General features: G+C 63.6%; 13 protein-coding genes. 6 read left to right on the top strand and 7 right to left on the bottom strand.

Translation table 11 applies throughout. The features are described 5' to 3' along the window. Nucleotides 1-3 precede the first annotated feature (3 nt). The 4 genes from ACQ4WL_RS20990 to ACQ4WL_RS20975 all read left to right on the top strand — a co-directional run bounded on the left by ACQ4WL_RS20990 (nucleotide 4) and on the right by ACQ4WL_RS20975 (nucleotide 4,966). On the top strand, nucleotides 4-1,011 hold the full coding sequence (locus ACQ4WL_RS20990) for a DUF58 domain-containing protein (RefSeq protein ID WP_436511469.1): 1,008 nt from the start codon (nucleotides 4-6) through the stop codon (nucleotides 1,009-1,011). Next, a complete protein-coding gene (locus tag ACQ4WL_RS20985; protein ID WP_436511468.1) occupies nucleotides 1,008-3,026 on the top strand; it encodes a transglutaminase TgpA family protein in 2,019 nt (672 codons plus the stop codon). The genes ACQ4WL_RS20990 and ACQ4WL_RS20985 overlap by 4 nt, the downstream gene beginning before the upstream one ends. Beyond that, a complete protein-coding gene (mltB, locus tag ACQ4WL_RS20980; protein ID WP_436511467.1) occupies nucleotides 3,017-4,195 on the top strand; it encodes a lytic murein transglycosylase B in 1,179 nt (392 codons plus the stop codon). The genes ACQ4WL_RS20985 and mltB overlap by 10 nt, the downstream gene beginning before the upstream one ends. A gap of 438 nt (nucleotides 4,196-4,633) precedes the next feature. Continuing rightward, nucleotides 4,634-4,966 carry a hypothetical protein gene (locus ACQ4WL_RS20975; RefSeq protein WP_034751784.1) on the top strand — a complete coding sequence of 111 codons (333 nt, stop codon included), beginning with the start codon at nucleotides 4,634-4,636 and terminating at the stop codon, nucleotides 4,964-4,966. 97 nt (nucleotides 4,967-5,063) lie between these two features. On the opposite strand, the gene cysM is transcribed toward ACQ4WL_RS20975, so the two are convergent. Then, nucleotides 5,064-5,966: a cysteine synthase CysM gene (cysM, locus tag ACQ4WL_RS20970; RefSeq protein ID WP_436511466.1), complete on the bottom strand. Its 903-nt coding sequence runs from the start codon at nucleotides 5,964-5,966 to the stop codon at nucleotides 5,064-5,066. Nucleotides 5,967-6,218: 252 nt separating this feature from the next. Between cysM and ACQ4WL_RS20965 the strand changes: the two genes are divergently transcribed. Both ACQ4WL_RS20965 and ACQ4WL_RS20960 read left to right on the top strand, forming a co-directional pair. Next, entirely contained in the window at nucleotides 6,219-7,988 is a 1,770-nt protein-coding gene (locus ACQ4WL_RS20965) for an FAD-dependent oxidoreductase (protein ID WP_436511465.1), read from the top strand. Between the two features lie 125 nt (nucleotides 7,989-8,113). Next, nucleotides 8,114-9,688, top strand: coding sequence for a phospholipase D family protein (locus ACQ4WL_RS20960; RefSeq protein ID WP_436511464.1), 1,575 nt, complete (start codon nucleotides 8,114-8,116; stop codon nucleotides 9,686-9,688). A 117-nt stretch (nucleotides 9,689-9,805) separates the two neighbouring features. Here ACQ4WL_RS20960 and ACQ4WL_RS20955 read toward each other — a convergent pair whose 3' ends face one another. From ACQ4WL_RS20955 to ACQ4WL_RS20930, 6 genes are all read right to left on the bottom strand, one after another. Continuing rightward, nucleotides 9,806-10,471: a ComEA family DNA-binding protein gene (locus tag ACQ4WL_RS20955; protein WP_436511463.1), complete on the bottom strand. Its 666-nt coding sequence runs from the start codon at nucleotides 10,469-10,471 to the stop codon at nucleotides 9,806-9,808. Between the two features lie 174 nt (nucleotides 10,472-10,645). Next, nucleotides 10,646-11,599, bottom strand: a complete 954-nt coding sequence (gene rfaE1 / locus ACQ4WL_RS20950) for a D-glycero-beta-D-manno-heptose-7-phosphate kinase (RefSeq protein ID WP_436511462.1) — start codon at nucleotides 11,597-11,599, stop codon at nucleotides 10,646-10,648. Beyond that, complete coding sequence (locus tag ACQ4WL_RS20945) at nucleotides 11,596-12,963, bottom strand: UDP-glucose dehydrogenase family protein (protein WP_436511461.1); 1,368 nt, start codon at nucleotides 12,961-12,963, stop codon at nucleotides 11,596-11,598. Before ACQ4WL_RS20945 ends, rfaE1 begins: the two co-directional genes overlap by 4 nt. 143 nt (nucleotides 12,964-13,106) lie before the next feature. Beyond that, nucleotides 13,107-14,282 carry a lipopolysaccharide assembly protein LapB gene (gene lapB / locus ACQ4WL_RS20940; RefSeq protein ID WP_436511460.1) on the bottom strand — a complete coding sequence of 392 codons (1,176 nt, stop codon included), beginning with the start codon at nucleotides 14,280-14,282 and terminating at the stop codon, nucleotides 13,107-13,109. Between the two features lie 46 nt (nucleotides 14,283-14,328). Beyond that, a complete protein-coding gene (locus tag ACQ4WL_RS20935) occupies nucleotides 14,329-14,631 on the bottom strand; it encodes a LapA family protein (protein ID WP_034751796.1) in 303 nt (100 codons plus the stop codon). A 241-nt stretch (nucleotides 14,632-14,872) separates the two neighbouring features. Further along, nucleotides 14,873-15,178, bottom strand: coding sequence for an integration host factor subunit beta (locus ACQ4WL_RS20930; RefSeq protein WP_008446215.1), 306 nt, complete (start codon nucleotides 15,176-15,178; stop codon nucleotides 14,873-14,875). Between the last annotated feature and the right edge of the window lie 13 nt (nucleotides 15,179-15,191).

The following is a 15,191-nucleotide window of genomic DNA, read 5'->3' as shown; positions in this document are numbered from 1 at the left end:
GGCATGCGCTGGCGCACTATTCCATGGCTGCCGGCACGCCCCTGGCTGGGCGCGCAACGCGTGCACATCAGCCCCTCGCGTGCGGGCCTGGCATTTGCCGCGCTGCTGCTGGCGCTGTGGATCGCCGCCGTCAATTACCGCCTGGGCCTGGGCTATGCGCTCACGTACTTCGCGGCCGCCTGCGCCGTCGCCGACATGCTGTTTACCAGCCGCAACCTGGCGGGCCTGGCATTGGCGGCCACGCCGGGCAAGCCCGTGTTTGCGGGCAGCCACGCCTTGTTTGCCTTGCGCCTGATCAACCGCAGCACCCGCCCGCGCCATGCGATCCGTCTGGCCGTCATCGGTTCGCCGCCGGCACCCAACCTGGCCGATATCGCCGCCCACGGCGAAACGGCCGTCAGCATCGGCGTGCTGGCGCAGCAACGGGGATGGCTGAATGCGCCAGCCGTGCGCCTGTCCGGCAGTTTTCCGCTGGGCCTGTTTGTTGCCTGGTGCCATTGGCAGCCCGAGGCGCGCGTGCTCGTGTATCCGCAGCCCGAGCACGATGCGCCGCCGCTGCCCTGGCTGGCCGGCACATCACAGCAAGCACGGCAGCCAGGCTCACCCGGCTCGCCCGATGGCGCACTGGAACTGGCCGGCGTGCGCACCTACCAGCCCGGCGACCCCTTGCAGCGCCTGGCATGGCGCCAGATCGCCCGCCATGACGGCGGACATTTATTCAGCAAGCAATTCCAGCCTGACGCCGACGCACCAAAGGGCGCACCACACGGCACGCATGGCAACCTTATGCTCGACCACACGGACCTGCACGCGCTGGCGCCAGAAGCGCGCCTGTCGCGCCTGGCCGCCTGGGTGCTGCAGGCGGAAAGCACGGGCTTGCCATATGGCTTGCGCCTGGGGGGGCTGACCCTGGCACCGGCCCTGGGGGCCGGCCAGCGCGACGCCTGCCTGCGCGCACTGGCCCTGCATGGTTCGCCGCACGATGTGCCGCCAGCGCAGGAGACGCCATGAAAACCTGGCTGAGTGGCTTGCCGCGCGACAAGGCCGACATCCTGCTGCTGTTGCTGGCCGCCGCCATGGTGCTGGCGCCGCACGCGCTGCACCTGCCCCCGTGGCTGTCGGCCGCCGCTGCCGCACCGCTGCTGTGGCGCGCCATCATCACCGTGCGGGGCCGGCGCCAGCCACAGCTGGCCATGCTCGCGCCGCTGGCCTTGCTCGGCATCGCCGGCGTGTACGCCAGCTATGGCACGCTGCTGGGACGCGATCCCGGCGTGGCCATGCTGGTCCTGCTGCTGGCCTTGAAATCGCTGGAAATGCATGGCCGGCGCGACATTTTTGTCTTCGTCTTCCTCAGTTTCTTTTTACTATTGGCCAATTTTTTTCATGCGCAAGGCATCCTCAGCGCCGCCTGGATGCTGGCCACCGTCATCGTCCTGCTGTCGGCCCTGCTGTCGGCCCAGTACGGCACGCTGCAACCGCGCCTGGCGCAAAGGCTAGGCTTGCTGGGGCGCATGCTGGCGCTGGCCATTCCCCTGTCGGCCATGATGTTTCTTGCCATGCCGCGTCCCGACGGCGCCCTGTGGGGTGCGCCGCACGAGGGCGCGCAAGCACGCACGGGCTTGTCGGACAGCATGCAAGCGGGCGCCATCGCCTCACTGGCCCTGTCAGGCGAGTCCGTCTTCACGGCCCGCTTTTCCACGCCGATCCCGCCGCAGGATCAGCTGTACTGGCGCGGCGTGGTGCTGGGCGACTTCGACGGCGCTACCTGGACGCGCCGGGGTGCTGGCCGCGCGCCTGCCAGCGACAGCCGGATAGACATCACACTGGAAGGCCAGCCCAGCCAATACGAAGTGACCTTGCAAGCGAGCGGCCAGCGGCGCATCTTCGCCCTCGACCTGCCGCGCAGCATCGAACGCTTGCCCGGCAATCCGTATGTCGTCTCGTCCGCGCTGGAAGTGCTGACGGCGCAGGTCCTTACTTCGACCGTGCGTTACCGCGCCAGTTCCCAGACGCGCTACCGGCTGCAGGCGAGCCTGACTTTGGCCCAGCAGCAGCCATGGCTGGCCTTGCCCGCTGGCAGCAACCCGCGCAGCGTGGCCTGGGCCCGCGCATTGCGCGGCCGCGGCGCGCAGATGCTCGCGCCCGCCGACGCCATCGCCGCCGTGTTTGAGCACTTCCACCGCGGGCCTTTCCGCTACACCCTGCAGCCACCGCTGCTGGGCAAGCATGGCGTCGACGACTTCCTGTTTACCACGCAGGCGGGCTTTTGCGAGCACTACGCGGGCAGCTTCGTCGTGCTGATGCGCGCCATGGGCATCCCCGCGCGCGTCGTCACGGGCTACCAGGGCGGCGCACGCAACAATGACGGCGTCAGCCTGAGCGTGCGCCAGTCCGATGCCCATGCCTGGAGCGAAGTGTGGCTGGCTGGCAGGGGCTGGGTGCGCGTCGATCCCACCAGCGCCGTCGCGCCCCTGCGCACGGAGCGCAACCTCGATGCCGCCCTGCCGGCGGCCCCGTCGCCGCTGACGGCATGGCGCGCCCTGGCCGGCCTCGATGGCGGCGCACACGGCGCGGTTGCCGCGTGGCGCCAGCAATGGCAGCAGGCCGAGCACGCGTGGAGCAACTGGGTGCTCGACACCACGCCGCAACGCCAGCGCGCCATGCTCGATAGCTTGCAAAACCTGCCGGCGACGACCCTGGCAATCGCCTGCGCCGTGCTGGCCCTGCTGTCCGCCGTGGCCGGCGCACTGGTCTGCTGGCGGCAAGCGCGGCAGGGCGATCCGCTCGACGCCCTGTACGCGCAGTTTTGCCGCCAGCAGGCGCGACGCGGCTACAGCCGTGCGCCGCATGAAGGCCCGCACGGTTATGCTGCGCGTCTGGCCGCTGGCAAGGCCACGCCCGAGGCGCACGCCGCCATCACACAGTTTCTGGCAATCTATGCCGCGATGAAGTATGGTAATGCCAACCCAGACGAACAACTCCGCGCGCGGCGCAGCTTGCGCCGCCTGTTAACCCAATGCCGATGAGACGCTCCTTGTTACCGATCAAAACCTCCGCCCTGTCCCTGCTCCTCTCCCTTCCTCTGTGCCTGTCCACCGCACACGCTGGCGAAAACAGCAATATTTCCGCTGCCGACCGTGCCCGTGCCGTGCGCGCGGCCAAGGCCCAGCCCGTCAAGAAGGTGGCCGGCAAGCCGGCGGCGAAGAAAGCACCGGCGAAATTCGACTTCGAAGGCGAATTTGTCGACTATGCCAACTGGAAAGAAGTCCGCGCCTTCCTCGACGAGATGTCCGCCAAACATGGCTTTGACCGCGCCGAACTCGATACCCTGATCGGCAAGGTGCGCTATGTCGAGTCGACCGTGCAGTTGATGAAGCCGGCGCCGCCGGGCAAACCGAAGAACTGGCAAGCCTACAGCGCCCGCTTCATCGAGCCGGTACGCATCCATGCGGGCGTGAAATTCTGGGAAGAGAACGCCGAAGCGCTGGCGCGCGCCGAACGCGAATATGGCGTGCCGGCCGAGATCATCGTCGGCATCATCGGCGTGGAAACCGTGTACGGACGCAACACGGGCCGTTTCCGCGTGCTCGACGCGCTCACCACCTTGGCATTTTCCTATCCGGAAAGCCCGACGCGCGCCGCGCGCATGGAATTTTTCAAGGGGGAACTGGAAAACGCGCTGCTGTACGCGCGCAAGGATGGCATCGATCCCTTAACCCTGCTCGGTTCGTATGCGGGCGCCATCGGCCTGCCGCAGTTCATGCCCAGCAGCATCATGAAATATGCGGTGGACTTCGATGGCGATAGCCACATCGACTTGCGCAATTCCACGGCCGACGCCATCGGCAGCGTGGCGCACTTCCTCGTCGAACACGGCTGGCGCCGCGATGACCCGGCCATCAGCACGTATCGCGTCACCGTCTCGTCCAGCCACGCCTGGGAAAAGTTCATCGGCCAGGGCTTGCAAGCCAAGTACCGGCTGGAGGAATTGCAGGAAGGCGGCGTGAGTACCGTCACAGCCACGCCCCAGAACATGTTGTTCGGCCTGATTGATCTGCAAAATGGTTCAGAAGCAACTGAGTATTACTTGGCAAGCAATAACTTCTTTGCTATAACTCAGTACAACAGAAGTTATTTTTATGCCATGTCAGTCATCGACTTGGGCAAGGCCATCAGCCAAGTGCGCGCACGCTAACCGAAAGTCAGTGTAAAGTTATAATATTACTTGTAAGAAAGCGTAAGCGATGTTGAAGCGACCAGCAAACAAGTCTATGGTGGGGCCGATAACATGTGCCAGCCTCGCTCGCCAGCCTTTGTGCGGCACGGAATATGGAAATGGTTATATACTTAACTTTTGTCAAAGTACAATTTTTGTTCTATCATAGAGCATAATAAAGAATAAATAGCTGTTGCAGCATGACAACACTTTTTTTATCCAAAGCAAGATTACAGAGCTTTCCGGCCTGAAATGGAATCCTGCTGTACAATTGTGTATATATCATGAAAAACTGTATCCCGGATCGTACCGTGTGTGAATTTGTTCCTTTTAGTAAAGAATGAACATGAACGCAGCAAGAGCGAGCTCCGAGTGTTTTTTACTTTGCAGTGCAACTACAGAAGGAACATTAACATCATGACAAACCAAGTCGGCATTGATATGAACAGCGATTCGGACTCCGACGATCTGCTCCAGTACAACCCAAACAGATTGCTCGATACCCTGATCGAAAACCTGCGCCTGAAAAACGACGCAGCCTTGTCCCGCGCGCTGGAAGTGGCGCCACCGGTCATCAGCAAAATCCGCCACCACCGTCTGCCTGTCGGCGCATCGCTGCTGATCCGCATGCACGAAGTGAGCGACCTGAGCATCCGCGACCTGCGTTACCTGATGGGTGACCGCCGTAACAAATTCCGCATCAGCGACAAGCAATTCAAGCCAAAAGAAGGCGAAACGCCACAAGGCTGATCCTGCCAGTTTCGCAGGTTTTCCCTCCCCGCCATGGGGAGGGGGTGTTTCAAGCAGTTCTCAGGCCGTTCTGGCCGATATCAATTCAATTACACTATTACGCAGGGAAAACACCTGTGGACAGATAGCGGTCGCCGCGATCGCAAACGACGAACACGATGGTCGCGTTTTCCACCGTTTGCGAGATGCGCAGCGCGATTTCGCAGGCGCCGGCTGCCGAGATGCCGCAGAACAAACCCTCTTCCGCCGCCAGGCTGCGCGCCATGCGCTCGGCCACGCCCTGGCTCACGTACTCCACCTGGTCCACGCGCGACTTGTCGTAAATTTTCGGCAAGTACGCTTCCGGCCATTTGCGGATGCCGGGAATTTGCGAACCTTCCTCGGGCTGCGCGCCGATGATCTGGATGGCGCGATTCTGCTCTTTCAAATAGCGCGACACGCCCATGATGGTGCCCGTCGTGCCCATGGCGCTGACGAAGTGTGTCACCTGACCATGGGTATCGCGCCAGATTTCCGGGCCCGTGCTTTCGTAGTGGGCGCGTGAATTGTCTTCGTTGGCGAACTGGTCGAGGATCACGCCGCGGCCATCCTTCTGCATCTGCTCGGCCAGGTCGCGCGCATATTCCATGCCGCCCGTCTTCGGCGTCAGCAGAATGTCGGCGCCGTAGGCGGCCATGCTCTGGCGGCGCTCCACGCTGAGATTGTCTGGCATCAAGAGCAGCATCTTGTAGCCGCGCAAGGCGGCGGCCATGGCCAGCGCGATGCCCGTATTGCCGCTGGTGGCCTCGATCAGGGTATCACCCGGCTTGATGACGCCGCGCTCTTCAGCGCGCTTGAGCATGGACATGGCGGCGCGGTCCTTCACGGAGCCGGCCGGGTTGTTGCCCTCCAGCTTGCCAAGGATGACGTTGTTGCGCGCAAGCGCATTGGCGCCCGGCAAGCGCGTCAGTTGCACCAGCGGGGTGTTGCCTATCGTATCTTCAAGTGTCTTGTAAGCCATCGTGTCTGTTTGAGTAGATTCAACAAAGACCCATTCTAATATGAGATGCTGGACGGCGTATCGCTCATCGGCGGCGGCATCCGGCCCCGCATGTGCGTATGGCTGCGCCGCCACATGCCGCACGGCGCCTGCCGCGCTGCCATTTCCGGGCGTGCACAAGGAGTATTGCGGCAGGCGCGCGCCGCATGCGCTAGACTCGTCACTGTTAGTTATTTTTGTTATTTGCTTATTCAGCCTCCGAACGGACTCGCCATGGCCAGCAGCACACCCGAATTCATTCCCGAAACGACGCAGGACGATCCCGTCCAGTTCGCCACGCTCGACTTGCAGGGCCGCAGCCACCAAATTTCGCCCGTCTTCAATGCGCTCGAACTGCAGCGCTTGCAGCGTTATGGCACGTTGCAGCGCTTTGCCGATGGCGATACGCTGTTCGAGGCGGGCAGCAGCAGCTTCGGCATGCTGGTAATACTGTCCGGGCGGGTCAGCATCAAGCGCCACGAAGTGCTGGGGCAGGCGTCGCTGCTGCGCGAAGTGGGCGTCGGCCACTTCATTGCCGAAGTGGCGCAGTTGTCCGGCCGCCCCACCCTTGTCAACGGCAGCGCCGTAGGCGCGGTGGAATTGCTCGACATCAGTTCGGAATCCTTGCGCGCACTGATCGTGGCCGAGGCGGAGATGGGCGAACGCATCGTGCGCGCCCTGATCCTGCGCCGCGTGGCGCTGATCGAATCGAATTCGGGCGGCCCCGTGCTGGTGGGACCGCGCGGCAATGGCAATCTGTTCCACCTGCAAAGTTTTCTGTCGAGCAACGGCCACCCGCACACGGTGCTCGATCCGGCCAGCGATACGGCCGCCGCTGCGCTGGCCGAGCGCTACCAGCCCACGCCGCAGGAATGGCCACTGGTGGTCTGTCCGGATGGCAAGATCATGAAGAATCCCGGCAATGCGGAACTGGGACGCTGCCTGGGCATGCTGCCCGATTTGTCCGGCGACAAGATCTTCGACGTGCTGGTGGTGGGCGCCGGTCCCGCCGGCCTGGCCACGGCTGTGTATGCGGCCTCCGAAGGTCTGACCGTGCTGGCGCTGGAACAGCGCGCGTATGGCGGCCAGGCCGGCGCCAGCGCGCGTATCGAAAATTACCTGGGTTTTCCCACCGGCATTTCCGGCCGCGCGCTGGCAGGACGCGCCTATGTGCAGGCGCAAAAGTTCGGCGTCGAAATCGCCACCCCGGCCAGCGCCGCCAACTTGCTGTGCGACACCTGGCCACTGCGCGTCAAGCTGTGCGACGGCACGCAGGTGCGCGCACGCACGGTGGTGCTGTCCTGCGGCGCGCGCTACCGCCGGCCTTCGCTGGCGAACCTGAAAACGTATGAGGGACGGGGCGTGTATTACTGGGCCTCGCCCATCGAAGCCAAGCTGTGCAGGCAGGAAGAGATCATCCTGGTGGGCGGCGGCAATTCGGCCGGCCAGGCGGCCGTGTTTCTCTCCGGTCACGCCGCCAAAGTCCACATGCTGATCCGCGGCGAGGGACTGGCGGCCAGCATGTCGAGCTATCTGATCGAGCGCATCGCCGCCACGCCCAACATCACCTTGCACACGCACACGGAAATCATCGCCCTCGAAGGTGACGACGATGGCTTGAAGGAGGTGCGCTGGCGCAACAACCGCACGGGCGAGGAAGCCGATTGCGCCGTGCGCCGCGTGTTCCTCTTCGTCGGCGCCGATCCGAACACGGACTGGCTGCACGACTGCGCCGTCGCCGTTGACGAACAGGGTTTTATCCGCACGGGCTTCGACGTTACGCGCGCCGAATGCCGCGCCCACGGCCACGCCGCGCATTTACCCGCCCCGCCTCCCGACTTGCCGGACCGGGCCGCGCTGGAAACGAGCGTGCCGGGCGTCTTCGCCATCGGCGACGTGCGGGCCGGCTCGACCAAGCGCGTGGCCGCCGCCGTCGGTGAAGGCGCGGCGGTCGTTTCCCAGATTCACGGTTTCCTGGCGCGCCTGCCCGCGGGCTCGAGCTGAAAATCGTGCAGTATAGAAACTGCTACAATCGGCTGTTGCCATCGAGCTGAGAGACACCGCATGCCACACACCACCAGGCTTTCCTCGCGCCGCAACATGCCCGCGGTCCGCTGACGGTGCGCCGCGTGCTCGTCAAACTGTTGCTGCTGACCACGCTGTTTGCCGTGCTCAGCATCGCCGCCCTGTACAGCTACGGGCGCTTCGCCGAGCGTTCGCTGGGGACGCCAGGCACGGCCTTGCCCGTGGCGATGGATGCCACCCTGCTCGACCGCGTGCTGGCGCCACAGCTGGCGCAACGCCCAGGCCACAGCGGCACGGCCCTGATCGATGACAATCTGGAAGCCTTTGCCCTGCGCGCCCTGAGCGCGCGCGAAGCGGGCCGCAGCATCGACCTGCAATACTACATCTGGCATAACGACGTCACGGGACGGCTGCTGGTGCGCGAACTGCTGCGCGCGGCCGACCGCGGCGTGCGCGTGCGCGTGTTGCTTGACGATATCAACGCGCGCGGCCAGGACGCCGCCATCCTCGCGCTCGACAGCCACCCGCTGATCGACGTGCGCATCTTCAATCCGGGCCGCAACCGCGACGGCATCTGGTTGCGTGCCATGGAAATGGCCTTGCGCGCCGTCAGCCTGAACCGGCGCATGCACAACAAGGCCTGGATCGTCGACGGTCGGGTCGCCCTGGTCGGCGGACGCAATATCGGCGATGAATACTTTGATGCCGCCGAGCAAGTCAATTTCCAGGATGCCGACTTGCTGCTGGTGGGCCCCGCCGTGCAGCAGACGAGCGACATCTTCGATCGTTTCTGGAACAGCCGCGCCGTCATCCCCATCGGCGCCTTGCACGCAGGCAAGGACGCTGATGCGCCGGAACTGCCGCAGTTGCCCGCAGTGCGTGCCCGCCTCGACGCGCTCACGGGCGAACTGGGCGCTTCGCCCTACCTGCGGCAGCTGACCGATACGGGCCAGTTGCAAGCCCACCTGGATGGACGGCTGCGCCTGCATTGGAGCGGGCAAGTGCAGGTGCTGTCGGACCCGCCGGAAAAAGCCGCACCCGTGGCCAGTTTGCAGCGCAGCGAGCACTGGCTCATGCACAGCTTGCTGCCCCTATTGGCGCAGGCGCGCAAAGAAGCGCTGCTGACCTCGCCATACTTCGTGCCCGGCCAAGCGCTCACGCAAAGCCTGGCCAACAAGGTTGCCGCCGGCGTCAGGGTCCAGGTGCTGACCAACTCGCTGGCCGCCACCGACGTGGCCCTCGTGCACGCAGGCTATGCGCGCTACCGCCAGGCGCTGCTGGGCGGCGGCGTCGAACTGTTTGAATTGAAGACCCAGCACCGCAAGCGCATCAGCCTGATGGGGTCGAGCCGCGCCAGCCTGCATACCAAGGCCATGGTGGTCGATGGCCAGCGGGGCTTCGTCGGTTCCTTCAACCTCGATCCCCGCTCGGCCCAGCTCAACACGGAGATGGGCGTGCTGTTCAACGACGCCGCGCTGGCGGCCGACATGCGCGAACTGTTCCTGCACTCGACGGCTAGCGACACCAGCTATCGCGTATTCCTCGACAACGGCGAACTGCGCTGGTCCGATGCCACCGAGCAGCCCGCCAAGGTGTGGACGCACGATCCCGAAGCGGGCTTCTGGCGCCGCATGCTGGTGTCCGTGATGCGCTGGCTGCCGATCGAGTCGCAGCTTTAGGCGCACAGGCCGGGCAAAGTGGCGGGCGCATAAAAAAACCCCGCGCGGCCGGTACCACGCGGGGTTTTTTATCGTACTGCGCGGCACCACCACGCAATACGCTTTACAGCAACACGCTTACTTTTTCTCGGCTTCGGCCTTCTTCGCATCGGCTGCAGCCAGCTTCGCTTCCTTCTTCGCGGCAGCGGCGGCAGCCTTCGCTTCTTTCTTGGCCGCAGCAGCTTCCTTCTTCACTTCCGCAGCGCTCTTCACAGGCGCGGCGCCATCGGCCGCGGCGGCGGCAGGAGCGGCAGCCTTGGCAGCGGCTGCTTCTTTCTTCGCTGCAGCAGCAGCGGCCTTGGCTTCTTTTTTCGCGGCAGCCGCTTCTTTCTTCGTTTCAGCGGCCGTCTTGGCTGGTGCCGCAGCGGTATCGGTCGCAGCAGCTGGCTTCGGTGCGGCTTCTTTCGCTGCAACTTCCTTGACAGCAGCTTTTGCCGGGGCAGCTTTCGCCACCGGGGCCGCTGGCGCGCCGGACTTGGCCTGGCCATTCACCTGCAAGCCCGCTTCCGACAGTTTCTCGGAGCTTTTCGGGCCGATGCCCTTCACGCGGCTTTCGAAATCGGCCCAATCCTTGAAGGCGCCGCCCTTGGCACGTTCATCGACGATGGCCTTCGACGTGACGGGGCCGATGCCCTTGACGCTGTCGAGTGCCGCCTGGTCCGCCTTGTTGACATCGACCTGGGCAAAGGCAAAGCCCATCGTCGCGATCAGGGTGCCGATGGCCAGCAGTATTTTTTTGAACATGGGTATCTCTCCGTGATGTGGTTTCAAGATGACTCGAACGCAAGGGAGAAGCAGCGCCTTAACGGCTTTAACGGCTGTGGCGTGATACGGTTGACAAGACGGGACAGTGGAAGCAGGGGAAAACCTGCGCCAGATCAAACGATGCGGCGCAGGTAGCAGGTGGAATACAGCGGATTATTGTGGGAACAGCTCTTCGCGGGTCACGGTGGCCGTGCCCAGCTTGCCGACAACGATGCCGCCAGCCCGGTTGGCCGTGCGCACGGCGTCGCCCAGGCCCATGCCGGCGCCCAGCATCGCCGCCATGGTGGCGATCACCGTGTCGCCGGCGCCCGAGACGTCGAACACTTCGCGCGCATCGGTAGGCATGTGCAGCACCTCATCGACCGTGTACAAGCTCATGCCCTCTTCCGAGCGGGTCAGCAGCAAGGCTTCCAGGCCCAGTTGTGCGCGCATCTGCTGCGCGCGTTCCGTCAATTGCTCTTCCGTACTCCAGTTGCCGATCACGCGGCGCAGTTCGGACTTGTTCGGAGTGAGCACTGACGCTCCCGCATAGCGGCTGAAATCATCGCCTTTCGGGTCGACCATGACGATCTTGCCGGCGGCCTTGGCGGCCTTGATCATCTCGGCCACGTTCACCAGGCTGCCTTTGGCGTAGTCGGACAGGATCACCACATCATAATTGGGCAAGAGGGCATTAAACTGCGCCAGCTTGTCGCGCAGCACCGTATCGCTGGGCGCATCCTCGAAGTCGATGCGCAACATTTGCTGCTGGCGGCCAATCACGCGCAGCTTGATGATGGTGGAAATGGCCGCATCGCGCTGCAGATAGCTGTGGATGCCGCCGCCTTCGAGCAGGCGCTCGACCTGGCTGCCGGCCTCATCGTCGCCGACCACGCCCAGCAAGCTTGTCTTCGCTCCCAGCGCGGCTGCGTTGCGCGCCACGTTGGCCGCGCCACCCAGGCGCTCTTCGCGCTTCTCGATGCGCACGATGGGCACGGGCGCTTCCGGCGAAATACGGCTGACGTCGCCGAACCAGTAGCGGTCCAGCATGACATCGCCCACCACCAGCAGGCGTACCTGGGCCAGCGCGGCCGGCGCCGTCAAGGCTGCCACCTCATGGGCGCTCATGCGCGTGTCAGGATCGAGCGACCGATCCCGTGGTATTCGATGCCATTCTCGGCCATGACGGCCGGCTCGAACAGATTACGCCCGTCAAAGATCACGGCCTGCTTCAGGCGCGCCTTGACCTGCTCAAAATCGGGACTGCGGAAGGCCTTCCATTCAGTCACGATGACCAGCGCGTCGGCGTCCTGCAGCGCATCCTTCGGGCTGTCGGCAAAGCGCACCTTCGCCAATTGCTCCGGTGTCAAGTCCAGTTGCAGCACCCGCTTTGCCTCGGTCATGGCGACAGGATCGTAGACGGCTACCGTGGCGCCGCGTGCCAGCAAGTCTGCCAGCAGCACGCGGGCCGACGCTTCGCGCATGTCGTCCGTATTCGGCTTGAAGGCCAGGCCCCACACGGCGAAATGCCGGCCCGTCAGGTCTTCGCCGAAGCGAGTGACCACTTTGCGGCCAAGCACCTGCTTCTGCTGGTCGTTGACGGCTTCGACGGCGCGCAGGATCAGCAATTCCTGGCCGTAGCCGCGCGCCGTGCGCTCGAGCGCTTGCACGTCTTTCGGGAAGCAGGAACCGCCATAGCCGCAACCGGCATACAGGAAGCTGTGGCCGATGCGCGGGTCGGAACCGATACCGTGGCGCACGGCCTCGATATCCACGCCCACCTTGTCGGCCAGGTTCGCCAATTCATTCATGAAGGAAATCCGCGTGGCCAGCATGGCATTCGCCGCATACTTCGTGAATTCAGCCGAGCGCACATCCATCCAGTAGGTGCGTTCGCGGTTGCGGTTGAACGGCGCGTACAGGCTTTTCAGCAATTCGCGCGCGCGCTCGCCTTCCGGCGTGCTGTCGCAGCCGATGACGATGCGGTCCGGACGCATGAAATCTTCGACGGCGGCGCCTTCCTTGAGGAATTCCGGGTTCGACGCGACCGAGAACGTGGCGGCCACGCCGCGCGCGTCGAGCTCGCCCTGGATGGCGGCGCGCACTTTCTCGGCCGTGCCGACGGGCACCGTCGACTTGTCGACGATGACCTTGTAGTCCGTCATATACTTGCCGATGCCGCGCGCGGCGGCCAGCACGTATTGCAGGTCGGCTGAACCGTCCTCATCGGGCGGAGTGCCGACGGCAATAAATTGCATCACGCCGTGCGCGGCGGCGGCCTCGACGTCGGTGGAAAAGGTCATGCGGCCGGCGGCGCGGTTGCGCGCCACGACTTCGTCCAGGCCCGGTTCATGGATGGGGATGCCGCCGCTGTTGAGCAAGGCGACCTTCTGTGCGTCCAGGTCGAGGCAAAAGACGTCGTTGCCCAGCTCCGCCAGGCAGGCGCCCGTCACGAGGCCCACATAGCCCGTGCCGATAATGGTGATTTTCATGGTTGTGCCGTATTTGTAATATATATATATATCTGACCTGCAAGTGCACAGCACAGGGTTCAGGGCAAGGCGCTGCGCCGAAGACAGTACGAATAGTACGGCGAGGCGCTGCAACGCAGCCATGGGCCCTGTGGTGGGCACGACTAGTTCATGACGTTGAGCTCTTCCGTGCGTCGCGGCGGGTAGGTTTCCCAGCGGTTGCAGCCCGGGCAGTGCCAGTAAAACTGGCGTGCCTTGAAGCCGCAGTGGCTGCACTGGTAGCGGGCCAGCTTTTGCGTATAGCCGTGCACGAGGTTTTTCACCATCGACAGCTCGGACCAGATCGCGGCCGGGGCATCCATCATGCGCGCCTCGAGCAGTTTATCGAGGCCCAGCAGGGTCGGCGTGCGGCGCAGCTCGGCGCTGACCAGCTGCTTCGCCGCTTCCACGCCGTCAAGTTCGATGACGGCCTTGAAGACGACTTCGATCAGGTCGATGGAGGATGCCTCTTCCAGGTAGGAGCGCAGCAGGTTGACGCCTTCCTGCGCGCGGCCCAGCTTGGTGTAGCCATCCATCAGGCGCTGCGCCACCAGAGCCACGTGCGGCACGCTTTGCTGCTCCACGCGGCGCCAGGTCGTCAGCGCGCCTTCCACGTCGCCGCGCGCCAGCAGCACGTCGCCCGTCAGGATGGTGGCGCGCACGCTCTTGCGGTCCGTCTGCAGCGCTTTTTCCAGCAGAGGCATGGCGTCGTCCGGTTTCATGTGCACCAGCGCGTCATGCGCCAGCTCGCAATAGAACTGGGCGATTTCCTTCTGGCGCGCTCCGGCGCCCGATTCCTGCAAACCCACGGCCGCTTCGATGGCGCGTGGCCATTCCTTTTCGCGCTGGTAGATTTCCAGCAGGGCACGGCGCGCCTGGGCCGCATATTGCGTGTCAACCAGGCTGTTGAAGGTTTCTTCGGCGCGGTCCAGCAAACCCGCCTTCAGGTAATCCATGCCCAGCTCATAAGCGGCATGGCCCTGCTGTTCCAGCGGCAGGTCCGGGCGCGCCAGCAAATTCTGGTGCACGCGGATGGCGCGCTCCGTCTCGCCGCGGCGGCGGAACAGGTTGCCCAGCGCAAAGTGCATATCGGCCGATTCCGGGTCCAGCTTGACGACTTCGATGAAGGCATCGATGGCCTTGTCATGCTGCTCATTGAGCAGGAAATTCAAGCCCTTGAAGTAATTGCGCGGCAGGCTGCGCGATTCGGCCACCAGTTGATGAATGTCAACACGCGCGGCAATCCAGCCCAACGCGAAAAACACCGGGATACCCAAGAGCCACCAGAGTTCAAAATCCATGCGATTGTTTTTATTCGAGTAAGAGAGATAGGAGCGACGGCGCCGATTACTGCGCGCTCACGCTGTCCGGTTGCGGCTGGACATTGCTGGCCACGCCAACGGTTTGCAGCGCGGCAATGGTGGTTTTTTGCTTGGTCGCTTCGCGGCGATGACGGAACACGGTCGGCGTCAGGGCAAGAACGCCCAGGCTGGCGCCGGCGACAAAAAAGCCCAGCAGCATCAGGACCAGGGGGCCGCGAATTTCATAATTGAGGAAAACATGCAGGTCGACAACCTGCGCATTCTTCAGCGCAAAACTGAAGAACAGGACGAAAAGAACACAGCCAACGATGGTGGAGATGATTTTCATCGATAGGTCCAGAGTGAACAAAAAAATGCCCGTGCCAACATGGCACAAACGTAGAGTACTGATCAAACCGTAGCGAGCGGCAGTGATTTGTGGCCAAGAAGCGCAACCGTACTGAAGTACGGTGAGCATCGCCGGCCGCAAAGCGCGACGCGCAGTAGGTTTGAGCAGTGCTCTACAGCATATTAACAAAAAAAAGCGGCATCCAAGGACGCCGCTCTTTGTGTCGCCTTCCAGCAGACGATTAATCCTCGATAATCGGTTGCCCGACCATCGCGTCCACCCGCTCGCGCAACTGTTTGCCCGGTTTGAAGTGGGGTACCCGTTTTTCAGGAACCATCACCTTGTCGCCGGATTTCGGGTTGCGGCCGATACGCGGGGGCCTGCTGTTCAGGGCAAAACTGCCAAAACCGCGGATCTCGATACGCTGACCGGTCGCCAGGGCGTTGGTCATCGCATCGAGAATGGTCTTGACGGCATACTCCGCATCTTTCGCCACCAGCTGAGAATAACGCTCAGCAAGGCGGTTGATCAGCTCGGACTTTGTCATCTGCCGTATCCGC

Source organism: Janthinobacterium kochi (assembly GCF_051380715.1).
GTDB lineage: Bacteria > Pseudomonadota > Gammaproteobacteria > Burkholderiales > Burkholderiaceae_D > Janthinobacterium.
Note: the sequence above shows the minus strand (reverse complement) of the source record. Positions and strands in the feature narration are given on the sequence as shown.